General features: G+C 73.3%; 11 protein-coding genes. 3 read left to right on the top strand and 8 right to left on the bottom strand.

The genetic code is table 11. The features are described from left to right. Nucleotides 1–11: 11 nt before the first annotated feature. The 3 genes from ACH4XV_RS05885 to ACH4XV_RS05875 form a co-directional block, all read right to left on the bottom strand. Nucleotides 12–659: an ArsR/SmtB family transcription factor gene (locus ACH4XV_RS05885; RefSeq protein ID WP_395786988.1), complete on the bottom strand. Its 648-nt coding sequence runs from the start codon at nt 657–659 to the stop codon at nt 12–14. A 110-nt stretch (nt 660–769) separates the two neighbouring features. Next, the gene (locus ACH4XV_RS05880) at nt 770–1,309 is read right to left on the bottom strand and encodes a DUF1697 domain-containing protein (RefSeq protein ID WP_395786987.1); all 540 of its coding nucleotides are present in this window, start codon (nt 1,307–1,309) and stop codon (nt 770–772) included. A gap of 88 nt (nt 1,310–1,397) precedes the next feature. Beyond that, nucleotides 1,398–1,964, bottom strand: a complete 567-nt coding sequence (locus ACH4XV_RS05875; protein WP_395786986.1) for a TetR/AcrR family transcriptional regulator — start codon at nt 1,962–1,964, stop codon at nt 1,398–1,400. A 108-nt stretch (nt 1,965–2,072) separates the two neighbouring features. On the opposite strand from ACH4XV_RS05875, the gene ACH4XV_RS05870 reads away from it, so the two are divergent. The 3 genes from ACH4XV_RS05870 to ACH4XV_RS05860 all read left to right on the top strand — a co-directional run bounded on the left by ACH4XV_RS05870 (nt 2,073) and on the right by ACH4XV_RS05860 (nt 3,993). After that, nucleotides 2,073–2,567, top strand: a complete 495-nt coding sequence (locus ACH4XV_RS05870; protein WP_395786985.1) for an FBP domain-containing protein — start codon at nt 2,073–2,075, stop codon at nt 2,565–2,567. A 107-nt stretch (nt 2,568–2,674) separates the two neighbouring features. Then, nucleotides 2,675–3,514, top strand: a complete 840-nt coding sequence (locus ACH4XV_RS05865; RefSeq protein ID WP_395786984.1) for an NAD(P)H-binding protein — start codon at nt 2,675–2,677, stop codon at nt 3,512–3,514. Nucleotides 3,515–3,591: 77 nt separating this feature from the next. Next, nucleotides 3,592–3,993: a VOC family protein gene (locus tag ACH4XV_RS05860; RefSeq protein WP_395786983.1), complete on the top strand. Its 402-nt coding sequence runs from the start codon at nt 3,592–3,594 to the stop codon at nt 3,991–3,993. 12 nt (nt 3,994–4,005) lie between these two features. Here the strand turns inward: ACH4XV_RS05860 and ACH4XV_RS05855 are convergent, their stop codons facing one another. From ACH4XV_RS05855 to ACH4XV_RS05835, 5 genes are all read right to left on the bottom strand, one after another. Next, nucleotides 4,006–4,806, bottom strand: a complete 801-nt coding sequence (locus ACH4XV_RS05855; protein WP_395786982.1) for a glutamate racemase — start codon at nt 4,804–4,806, stop codon at nt 4,006–4,008. A 128-nt stretch (nt 4,807–4,934) separates the two neighbouring features. Continuing rightward, nucleotides 4,935–5,615, bottom strand: a complete 681-nt coding sequence (locus tag ACH4XV_RS05850) for a response regulator (protein WP_395786981.1) — start codon at nt 5,613–5,615, stop codon at nt 4,935–4,937. Then, nucleotides 5,612–6,841 (bottom strand): sensor histidine kinase, encoded by a 1,230-nt coding sequence (locus tag ACH4XV_RS05845; RefSeq protein ID WP_395786980.1) that lies wholly within the window; start codon nt 6,839–6,841, stop codon nt 5,612–5,614. The genes ACH4XV_RS05850 and ACH4XV_RS05845 overlap by 4 nt, the downstream gene beginning before the upstream one ends. Nucleotides 6,842–6,950: 109 nt before the next feature. Then, nucleotides 6,951–9,164, bottom strand: coding sequence for an MMPL family transporter (locus tag ACH4XV_RS05840; RefSeq protein ID WP_395786979.1), 2,214 nt, complete (start codon nt 9,162–9,164; stop codon nt 6,951–6,953). Between the two features lie 148 nt (nt 9,165–9,312). After that, nucleotides 9,313–11,211 (bottom strand): hypothetical protein, encoded by a 1,899-nt coding sequence (locus tag ACH4XV_RS05835; RefSeq protein WP_395786978.1) that lies wholly within the window; start codon nt 11,209–11,211, stop codon nt 9,313–9,315. Between the last annotated feature and the right edge of the window lie 5 nt (nt 11,212–11,216).

The following is an 11,216-nucleotide window of genomic DNA, read 5'->3' as shown; positions in this document are numbered from 1 at the left end:
TCGCCCTTGTCTCAGGTGTCGGGGGTCGTGGTGGTGCGCGCCGTCTCGGGCTCGCCGGTCCCGGGCGCGTCCGTCCCGGGCAGGTTCGTCCCCGCCCCGGTCGCCGGGGAGCGGTACGTGAAGAACCGGGTCTGCACCGCCCGTGCGCCGTCGGGCAGCGGGCCGGTGCGCTTGTATCGGTTCAGGAGGGCGATGTACTCCTCGAAGAACTCGCCCAGTTCGGCCTGGGTGACATGGATGGTGCCGCGCGAGTACGGCATGTCCATCTCCTCCTCGGCCTGGGGTGCGGTGCTCGCGTCGAGGAAGTCCTGGAGGTCGGCCGCGAAGACCAGGCGGGTCATCTCGTCGACCACCGGGCGGACCTCGGCGCTCTGTTCGCTGCGCGGCGGGAACCGCAGGTCCCGACGCACGGCGCGCCACCACCGCTCCCGGCCGTGCGCGTCGGGGTCGTCGAAGTCCTCCACGAAGCCGTGTCGGGCCAGTTCCCGGAGGTGGTAGCTGGTCGCGCCGGTGTTCAGGTCCAGCGAGCGGGCCAGCGTCGCGGAGGTGGCCGGACCGTCCACCTCCAGATGCCGCATGATCCGTTGCCGCCGGGGATGGGCGAGTGCCTTCAGCGCTTCGAGTTCGGTGACCTCGCGGCGTTCCGGCGTCTCTCCCATGAATGCACACTAATCTGTGCACAAGAAATTGTGCAATGGTTTGGGGTTGCTCCGCGCCATCCGGACGACACCGCGTTTTCCGGCTGCCCCGACACCGGGGGGCGGGCGGCTCAGGTCGCCGGCTCCAGCAGCGCGAGCAGTTTGATCACCGTGTTCCAGTTGCGCACGGTCGCCCCGTCGCCGAGCCGGCGGGACAGGATCGGGGTCAGCCGCGCCTTGCCGAGGCCGTCCGGGAAGTACATGTACAACTCGCGCCCGCCGGCGCTGAACTCCTCCGGCGCGTAGTCGGCCGGATCGACCCCGGCCAGCACCGCCGGGTCGAACCGCGCGCGCAGGAACGCCACCGCGAGCTTCGCCGGATCGCGCACCTCCAGCGGATTGGCCGCCACCACCGCCCGCCACTCCGCGTCGCTGCGCACCATCACGTCCACCGCGAACCCGAACTCGGCGGCCAGCCCCGCCTCGATCCTCGCCACGAGTTCGTCGGTCGGCCGCTCGGCGGCCGCGAAGACCGCGTTCCCGCTCTGCAGCAGCGTGCGCACCTCGGTGAAGCCGAGTTCGGTCAGCACTCGGCGCAGATCCGCCATCGGCACCCTGCGGTGTCCGCCCACGTTGATCCCGCGCAACAGCGCCACGTACTTCGTCACCACACGCCTCCCTCGAACCCGGTACCGCCCGACCGGCGACCCGCCGCCGGGCACCATGATCGAACCGCGCGCCGGGCGCTGCGGCAAGCGCTCAGTCGGGCCACCGCTCCAGCGCGGTGTGCAGCGCCTGCACGGCCCGCTCGAAGGACTCCCCCGGCGGACGCACGTGGCCGAACCCGCCATTGGCCTCCAGGACCGCAAAGCCGTGGAACGTGCTGCGCAACAGCCGCCCCGCGTCGGTCAGATCCGGCTCCTCCAGGCCGTAGGCGCGCAACATCGCGTAGGTGTAGTCGACGTTGCGTCGGTGACCGTCCGAGCAGGCGAGCAGGGCCGGATCGATCCGCGCCTGGGTGGCCGCGTAGCGACCGGGGTGCTCCAGCGCGAAGTCGCGGTATGCCCGCGCGAACGCCGTCAGCGCGTCCCGGCCGGCCCGGCCCGCCACCGCCGCCGCGATGCGGTCGGCCAGCTCGGCGGCGGCCAGCAGGGCGATGCCCACCCGCAACTCCTGAAGGTTGCGGACATGTGAGTACAGGCTCGCGTCCTTCACCCCGAAGCCGCGCGCCAGCGCGGTCAGGGTGATGTTCTCGAAGCCGACCTCGTCGGCCAGATCCGCGGCTGCCCTGGTCACCCGTTCCGCGGTCAGTCCCTTGCGCGCCAACCCGCCCCCTCCGTCGAGGCGCCGATCATCGCACCCCGGTGTTTTTCCCATTTCCTAGTCCCTCTAGGTTGTTGCCTAGAGTACACAGCCACTGTTAGTTTCCGCCGCATGAACCCACTGACCGAGCAGGACATCCGCACGTCGTTTGTCAACTGTTCCAAGGGCGAGGCGCAACGCCTGCCGATGCCCCGTGACCTGGCCGAACGCCCATGGGCCGAGCTGGACTTCCTGGGCTGGGGCGATCCGGGCGCACCGGATCGCACCTACCTGGTGACCGAGCATGCCGGCGACCTCGTCGGCGTCACCCTGCGCTTCCCCGCCCAGCGGCGCGGCTACCTGCACCGCAGCATGTGCTCGTTGTGTCTGACCACACACCCGGGCAGCGGCGTCTCGCTGATGACCGCGCGCCGCACCGGCCGAGCGGGCCGCGACGGCAACTCGGTCGGCGTGTACATGTGCACCGACCTGGCCTGCTCGCTCTACATCCGAGGCTTGAAGAAGCCGGCCCCCGGCGGCCGGTTCGAGGAATCGCTGACCTTGGCCGAGCAGATCGAGCGCACGAAGGGCAACCTGTCCGCGTTCTTGACCAAGGTCCTGGAATAAGCCGCGCCGCACCCGGGCTTGACCTCTCGTCCGCGTCGGTCGCGCGAGCGTCCGACGGTGGAGGGCGGCACATCCCCCTCCGCCCGACGGCACGAAAGGGACGATGGATGATTTTGGTGACGGGGGCGACCGGCAACGTCGGCCGCCATGTGGTGGCCGAACTGCTCGCCGCGGGAACCGAGGTACGGGCGCTGGTCCGGCGCCCCGAAACCGCCGACCTGCCCCCCGGCGTCGAGGTGGTCGCCGGCGATCTGGCCGATCCGGCCGGCCTCGCCGCGGCGCTGACCGGGGTCGAATCGGTGTTCCTGGTCTGGCCCTTCCTCACCGCCGAGGGCGCGTCGGAGGTACTGGCGGCGATCACCGAGCACACCGACCGGGTCGTCTACCTCTCCTCGTCGCGGGTGCCCGACGCGCTCGCCGGGCGGGACGACCCGATCGGCGCGCTGCATGCCGATCTGGAGCGCACGATCGCCGAGTCCGATGCGACGTGGACCTTCCTGCGCGCCGAGACGATCGCGAGCAACACGCTGGGCTGGGCGGGGCAGATCCGCGAGACGGGCGTCGTGCACGGACCCGACCTGCCCGCCAAGCCGGTGGTGCACCCGGGGGACGTCGCCGCGGTGGCGGTCCGGGTGCTGACCGAGGACGGCCACGCCGGCGCCGGCTACGTACTGACCGGCCCGGACGTGCTCGGGCGGGCCGACCAGGTGGCCCTGATCGGCGCGGCGATCGGCCGTCCGCTGCGGTTCGAGCCGGTCCCGCCGGCCGTCGCCCGGGCTCGGATGCTCGCCGACGGTCGCCCGCCGGCGCTGGTGGACGCGCTGCTGGCGGGCGCCGACGCCCCGCCGCAGCCGGCCGTGCTCACCACCACGGTGCAGGACCTCACCGGTACCCCGCCGCGCGGCTTCCGGGACTGGGCGAAGGAACACGCCGCCGACTTCGCGTGAGAGCGGCGGGCGCCCGTCCCGCGCCGTCGCGGGCGCCTCTCCGCCCCGGCCGGCGGGCGCCCGCTAGCCTCACCGCCATGATCGACATCGACACGCACGTCCGCATCGCCCGCCCCTCCCTCGACCTCGCCGCCGCCGAGCGGTTCTACGTCGAGGGGTTGGGCCTGAGCGTCCTGTGGCGCACCACCGAGCAGGTCCCCGGCGAGCACGACCTGGTGATGGTCGGACTGCCCGGGGGCCACTGGCACTTCGAACTCACCCGGGACCCGGAAAACCCGCTGCCGCCGACACCGACCGTCGACGACCTGTTCGTGCTCTACCTGGGCGGCCCGATCGACCCCGAGCTGGTGGACCGGCTGATCGCGACGGGCGGCACCCGCACCGCCGCGCACAACCCCTACTGGGACAGGTTCGGCGTCACCGTCACCGACCCGGACGGCTACCCGCTGGTGCTGTGCACCCGCTCCTGGAACGCCTGAGCGGCGGCCGGCTCAGGCGGATCCGGCGCCGATCCCGGTGGACGCCTCCAGCGGGCGGCGACCGGCGAGGGCCCGGCCGAGCGGGTACGCCAGCGCGTTCGGCGGGAGCGCGCCGGGGCGCCCGCTGAGCAGCACCTCGATGCCACCCGGCGTCGCCCCGGCGTCCTCGCTCAGGCCCAGCCGGCGCAGCGTCTGCCGCGCGACCGCCTCGGCGCTGTCGTACAGCACCACCTCGGCGGGCAGCGCGGCGGCGATCCGCTCGGCGACCAGCGGGTAGTGCGTACAGCCCAGGACCACGCCCGCGCAGTGCGCGGGCGTGCGGCGCGCCGCGTCGGCGAGCGCCACCTCGATGGCCGGCTCGTCGGCCCGGTCGATCGCCTCGGCCAGGCCCGGACAGGCGATCCGGACCACGGTGTGTCCGGCGGCGAACTCCTCGATCAGCCGGGCCTGATAGGCGCTCGCGGTGGTCGCCGCAGTGGCCCAGACCGCGAACGGCGCGCCGGCCGCGGCGGCCGGTTTGATCGCGGGCACCGTGCCCACCACCGGCAGGGCGGGTTCGTGTCGGGCGCGCAGCGTGTCGAGCGCGGTGACGGTGGCCGTGTTGCACGGCACCACCAGGCCGTCGACGCCGCGCGCGACGGCCAGTTCACCGGCGGCGAGCACCCGTGCGGTGATCACCGCCTCGCTCCGGTCGCCCCAGGGCATGTGATCGGGGTCCATGCACAACAACAGGTCCAGATCGGGCCGCAACCGCCGCAACCACCCGGCTGTCGGCAGCAACCCCGTCCCGGAATCGATCAACGCCACACGCATGCGCTCCAACCTAGCCTCCCGCGCCCGCCCACGCCCACGAGGGGCACATCCGTGGGCGTGGTGTGCGCCGCCGTCCGGCAGGGCCCGCGGGCGTACCGACGCGCATCGGGGACACGACGCCACCGTCCTCACAGGCCGGGGGGTTCGGGGCGCACCAGGCCGCTCTGGTAGGCGATGACGACGAGTTGGGCGCGGTCGCGCGCGCCGAGTTTGGTCATGGCGCGTTGGATGTGGGTGCGGACGGTCAACACGCTCAGCACCAGCTCCGCGGCGATCCGGTCGTTGGACTTGCCGTGCGCCGCCAGGACGGTGACCTCCTGTTCGCGGGGTGTCAGGTCGGCGAGGCGTTCGGCCGGGGCCAGGGGCGGTCCGGAGGCGGGGGTGGTGAGGAAGCGGGTGATCAGCGCCCGGGTGGCGCCCGGGGACTGCAGCGCCTCGCCCCCGGCGACGGTTCGGATGCCGTCGAGGAGCGCGTCCGTGGTGACGTATTTGCCGAGGAAACCGCTGGCTCCGACCCGGAGCGCCTGCGCGACGTATTCCTCGGTCTCGAACATGGTCAGGATCAGCACGCGCGTGCCGGCGAGATCGGGATCCTCGCAGATCGCGGCGGTGGCGGCGAGGCCGTCGGTGCCGGGCATGCGGATGTCCATCAGGACGACGTCGGGCCGGTGGGCGCGGGCCGCCGCCACCGCCTGCCCGCCGTCGGCGGCCTCGCCGACCACCTCCAGGTCGGCGCAGGAGTCGATCAGGAGCCGGAAGGTGCCGCGCAGCAGGGCCTGGTCGTCGGCGAGCAGGACACGGATGGTCAACGGGTTTCCTCGTGTCGTCGTCCGGCCGGGGCGTCCGCCGGGGTGCGGGGCTGGAACGGGAGGGCGGCCGCGACCTCGAAGCCGCCCTCGGGTCGGGGGCCGGCGCGCAGGTCGCCGCCGACGGAGTGGGCGCGTTCGCGCATGCCCATCAGTCCGTATCCGCCGCCGGGCACCGGCGGCACGGGCCCACCGTCGGTCGTGCCGTCGTTGGTGACGGTGATGAACAGGCGCGCGTCGTCGTAGCGGAGCCAGACCCGCGCCGCGTGGTCCGACGCGTGTTTCGTAGCGTTCGTCAGGGCCTCCTGGATGATCCGATAGGCGGTCAGGTCCACGCCCGGGGACAACGGTCGGGCCTGTCCTTCGGCGTCGACGGTGACCGTCAGACCGGCCGAAGCGCAGGCCGCGACCAGCGTCGGGAGGCGGTCCAGGCCCGGGGCGGGCTCCAGCGGATCGGCGTCGGGATCGGCGGTGCGGCGCAACACGCCCACCGTGGCGCGCAGTTCCAGGAGCGCGGCGGTGGTGGTGCCGACGAGGTCGGTCAGGATCCGCCGGGTCTGCTCCGGGTGCGTGTCGGCGAGGTGGGCGGCGGTGCCGGCCTGGGCGTGCGCGACGGCCATGTGGTGGGCGACGGCGTCGTGGAGTTCGCGGGCGATGCGCATCCGTTCCTCGGCGACGCGAAGCCGGGCCTCCTCCTCGCGGGTGCGTTCGGCATGCGCGGCGCGGGCCTGCACCGACTCGACGTAGGCGCGCCGCAACCGGCTCCAACTGCCCAGGGACACCGGCAGCAGCAGCCACAGGACCGTGCCCACGGTCCGCAGGGTGAAGTCGTCGCCGATCGGCGCGCCGGCCAGCGAGGTGGCCAGGAGCACGGTCATGGTCGCCGAGCCGTAGCAGCCGACGGTCCGCGCATCGGTGAGCGCGGCGAGCCAGTACAGGGCGGTCATCACGGGGGCCAGCAGCAGGGGGCTGGGCAGGTAGCCCAGCGCGGTCAGCACGGCGGCCGCGGCGGCGGTGACCACGAGGGCCGCCCGTGGCCGGCTGCGGGAGCCCGCCACGGCGACCCCGGACAGGAGCAGGATCCAGGCGGGCCACAGGGCATGCGGCGGCGCGGACTCGGATGTGCCGATCCGGGCCCCGAAGACCGTGCACACGCAGGACGCCACCGCCGTCAGCACGTCCACGCCCCGGGCGTGACGCTCCGCGTACCGTTCGAGGTTGCCGGTCATCGTGCTCTCCGTGAGGGGGCGTGCCGAGGTCCATGGTCGCCGATGACGGCGCGGGCGGGCCCCGCGGACCGCCCGAGAGAGCGCGCTCGGGCGGAATCCGCGGGCGGCGTCACACCTGCGCCCGGACCGACCCGTCCGGATCCGGGCGCGGGTCGTGCGAGCGCGCGTGGCCGAGCGCCGCGCCCTCCACATCGACGCGGGGCAGGACCCGACCCAGCCACGTCGGCAACCACCAGGCCCGGTCGCCGAGCAGGGCCAACACCGCGGGCACGATGGCCATTCGGACCATGAACGCGTCGAAGAGCACCGCGGCGGCCAGGCCGAACCCGAGCATCTTGATCAGCGACCCGTCCTCCCCGATGAATCCGGAGAAGACCGCGACCATGATCAGCGCGGCGGCGGTCACCACGCGGGAGCTGTGCCGGAACCCGGACACGACGGCTTGCCGGGCGCCCTCCCCGTGGGTGTACGCCTCGCGCATCCGGGAGACCAGGAACACCTCGTAGTCCATGGCCAGTCCGAAGACGATGCCCATCATGAAGATCGGCATCAGGCTCATGATCGGCCCGGTCTGCTCCACGCCGAACAGGTCCGCGGCGTGTCCCTTCTGGAAGACCAGCACCAACACACCGAGCGCCGCCAACACCGAGAGCACGAAGCCCAGCGCCGCCTTGACCGGCACCAGCACGGACCGGAAGACCACGAGCAGCAGGACCACCGCCAGGCCGCCCACCACCGCGAGGTACGGCACCAGCGCGGACTGCACCTTGGCCGCGACGTCGATGTTCAGCGCGGTCGTACCGGTGACCTCGAAGGTCACCGACGCCTGTCGCTCCACGGCGGGACGGTCGCGGCGGATCGTCTCCACCAGGTCCCTGGTCTTCTCGTCCGTGGGGCTGGTCGACGGGGTGGCCCGGAAGACCGCCGTGTCGCCGGCCTCGTTGAAGCAGGCCGGCGCGACCGACACGATGCCGTCGGTACGGGCGATCCGGTCGCCGACGGCGCGCACCGCGGCCTGCGGGTCGGACGCTCCCTGCGCGTCCACGACGATGGTCAGCGGGCCGTTGAAGCCCGGGCCGAAACCCTCGGCGAGCGCGTCGTAGGCACGCCGCTCGGTGGTGGCGGTGGACTTGGCCTCGTCGCCCGGCATGCCGAGGCGCAGCGACGCCATCGGCACGGCGAGCGCGATCAGGCCCACCACGCCGAGCACCAGTACCGCCACGGGGCGGCGCAACACGAAACGCGCCCAGCGGGTGCCGAGGTTGTCCCGCCCGGCGGTCGGGCCGCCGCGCGCGCGGCCCTTGCGTACCCGGCGGGCGAGCACCGCGTTCGGCCAAAAGCCGAGCAGCGCGGGCACGACGGTCAACGCGACCAGCACGGCGACCGCGACGGCTCCGGCGGCGGCCAGGCCCATCTTCGTCAGCGTCGGAATCCCCACCACCGACAGGCCGGCGAGCGCGATGATCACGGTGACCCCGGCGAACACGACCGCCGATCCGGCGGTACCCACAGCCACCCCGGCCGCCTCGTGCGGCGCCCGCCCGCGCCCGCGCTCCTCTCGATAGCGCGAGACCACGAACAGCGCGTAGTCGATTCCCACCGCCAGGCCCAGCATCATCCCGAGGGTGAGCGTGTCCGAGGACAGGCCCAACGGGCCGGCGAGGAGCAGGATCGCGAACAGGCTCACGGCGACCCCCACGATCGCGGTCAGCAGCGGCAGGCCCGCGGCGGCCAACGACCCGAAGGTGAACAGCAGTACGATCGCCGCCGCCGAGAGGCCGACCAGCTCCGCGCTCCCGCCGGGGCCGCCGCCGGCGTCCATCGCCGATCCGCCGGTCTCCACCGTCAGGCCCGCCGAACGGGCCCGGTCCGCCGCCTTGTTCACCGCCGTACGGGCGGCGTCGGTGACGTCGTTGGCCTCCACCTTGTAGGTGACGGTCGCATACGCGGTCGCACCGTCCCTGCTCACCGCCTTCGACGCGAACGGGTCCGCGACACCGGCCACCTGCGGGCCGTCGCCCAGCGCCGTCACCGCCTGTTCGACGGCCTTGCGCAGGTCGCCGTCGGTCACCGTGTGTCCGCGCGGGGCGACGAAGACGATCCGGGCGGTGGCGCCGTCCGCGGCGGTTCCGGGAAAACGCCGCTCCATCAGATCGAACGCCTTTTGCGACTCGATCCCCGGCATCGAGAACTCCTCGTCCGAGGGCCCCGACGCCCGCGCGGCGCCCACCGCGACCACGACCAGCACCCCCAGCCACACCAAGAGCACCCGACCGCGCCGCCGAAAGGCCGCGAGGCCGAGCCGATACAGAAAAGTCGCCACGTCAGGGTCTCCCTATCCACGAGCGATGACCCTTCGAGCCTCGTTCGGGACGACCCCTCCCGTCGTCATGCCGCTACGGACACCGCGACCTACCGAAACCGCACGACGGCCTACCGGGATCGCAGTAGTCGCCCAGGTCGGCGGCCCCTCAGCCGACCCAAAACACCGGCCCGCGCGGGGAGAACGGCAGCCGGGCGCCGGCCGGGACCAGGAAGGCGTGTTCGCGCCGGATCCGCAACACGTCGCAGTGCCCGTCGGTGATCACCAGGATCGGCCCGTCGGGCGGGAAGTCGGCGGCGCCCTCCAGGAGTCGGATCCCCGGCTGTAGGACCGTGCCGCCGCGTCCGCGCACCTTGGCCCGCTGCGCGATGTCCTCGACCGGCAGGTAGCCGGCGTCATAGGCGGCGGCGTCGCAGTACACGACCCGCGCGGCCGGTACGTCCCGGGCGCTCGCGTAGGAGGCGATCGCGCCCAGGGCCTTGCCGAGCAGGGTGGTGTCCATCGATCCGGAGGTGTCCAGGACCACGCCGAACGTACACAGCCTCTCGACGTCCTCCGGCCGTACCCGGCCGGGCCGGGGGATGTCGGGGGTGGCGGCCTGGCGGCGGCCCGCCCGGGCGTAGGTGCGCACGGTCTCGGGCCGGCGTACGTGTTCGTCGAACCAGCGGGCCAGCCGCACGTCCCAGGCCGGCGGCGGCTGTTCCAGCGTGCGGATCTCCTCGACAAGACCGGCGGGCAACAGGCCGCGCCCGACGTCGTGGTAGGCGAGACCGGCGGTCAGCGCGCGCCGATAGAAGGCGTCCAGGTCGACCGAGGAGACCCGGGGCCCGGGCCGCGCGGGCAGCGGTCCGGGGGTGCCGCGCCGACTGGACCGCCGCGTCGCCGCGGCCGGTTCGGAGAGCCATTCGCCCAGCATGTCGCCGTGCTCGCGGGAGCCGGGGGTGCGCAGTTTGCGGGCCCGGCGCAGGTCGGTGGTCAGCGTGTCGTACACGGATTCCGCGGACAGTCCCGTCAGTCGCGCGTCGTAGAGCAGCCCGTCGGGCATCACCCCCACGCCCATCTCGACCAGCCACCCGTTGATCACGTAGTCGCAGGCCACGTTGAACAGGTGCGCGTCGCGGTGCTCGCGCCGCCGGTCGTGCCGCAGCGCGGCGTGCAACATCTCGTGCGCGAGCACGAACTGCCATTCCTCCAGCGAGAGTTGCACGTGCGGGTTGACGTAGATCTCGCCGTGCTCGGCACTGACCGCGGCAATCGAGATGCCCCAGGAGCGGGCCAGTTCGGCGTCGGCGACCACGGTGAGGCCGGCGGCGAGGGCGCCCAGGAGCGGGTAGGAGGAGACGAACCAGGACAACGCGCGGTCCCAGGGGCCCTGGGTGCGGGCCCGCCCCGCGACGCCGACCTGCTCGCCCGGTTCGGCCATTGCGGATTCCAACGAGGTGGCGACCATCTCGACCAGTCCGCGCGCCATCACCGCGGGCCAGTCGCGCGGCGCCGGGGCGTCGCGGGTCGGCGGCGGTTCGCGGCGCAGACAGGGCGAGGTGCCGTTGGTCCCGAGCCGGCGCAGCGCCTCGGGCACACCCTCGAGGCGCCAGCGTTGGGTGAGTTCGCGTTCGTCGCCGTCGGGCAGCCGGGGCAACTCCGTCAGGGGGGTGCCGATACCCAGGCCGTCGGCGAAGCGGTGCGCCGCGACGCAGCACGCGGTGTTGTACGCGTCGTCGATCACGGCGGCGGGATGGCCGAGGCCGGCCTCGGCGAGGGTGTGCCCGTCGAGGTGGCCGAGCGCCAGGTGCAGCAGCAGATGGGTGTAGGCCCGTTCCCACAGCAGCGGTGGCACGTAGCGGTGCCGGTCCACGGTCAGCGTGCCGCGCTCGCCGATGTGGCCCAGCGCGCCCGGGCCGAGGGTGTCGTAGTCGTGCCGCACCAGGTGGGCGAGGTAGGCGATCGGCGCCACGTCGGTCGCCGACCAGCCGGCTTCGCGCGCCGCCACGACCTTGTCCGCGTGGTTGACGGCCGGCTTCTTCCCACCGGCCCGACGGGCGGCCATCGGCG

The sequence above is a fragment of the Embleya sp. NPDC020630 genome (assembly GCF_044334985.1).
Lineage (GTDB): Bacteria > Actinomycetota > Actinomycetes > Streptomycetales > Streptomycetaceae > Embleya.
Note: the sequence above shows the minus strand (reverse complement) of the source record. Positions and strands in the feature narration are given on the sequence as shown.

Coding starts and splice junctions, on each gene's coding strand:
- ACH4XV_RS05835 (WP_395786978.1), bottom strand. CDS start 11,211: ATGGCCGCCCGTCGGGCCGGTGGGAAGAAGCCGGCCGTCAACCACGCG.
- ACH4XV_RS05870 (WP_395786985.1), top strand. CDS start 2,073: ATGAACCCACTGACCGAGCAGGACATCCGCACGTCGTTTGTCAACTGT.
- ACH4XV_RS05885 (WP_395786988.1), bottom strand. CDS start 659: ATGGGAGAGACGCCGGAACGCCGCGAGGTCACCGAACTCGAAGCGCTG.
- ACH4XV_RS05845 (WP_395786980.1), bottom strand. CDS start 6,841: ATGACCGGCAACCTCGAACGGTACGCGGAGCGTCACGCCCGGGGCGTG.
- ACH4XV_RS05860 (WP_395786983.1), top strand. CDS start 3,592: ATGATCGACATCGACACGCACGTCCGCATCGCCCGCCCCTCCCTCGAC.
- ACH4XV_RS05855 (WP_395786982.1), bottom strand. CDS start 4,806: ATGCGTGTGGCGTTGATCGATTCCGGGACGGGGTTGCTGCCGACAGCC.
- ACH4XV_RS05865 (WP_395786984.1), top strand. CDS start 2,675: ATGATTTTGGTGACGGGGGCGACCGGCAACGTCGGCCGCCATGTGGTG.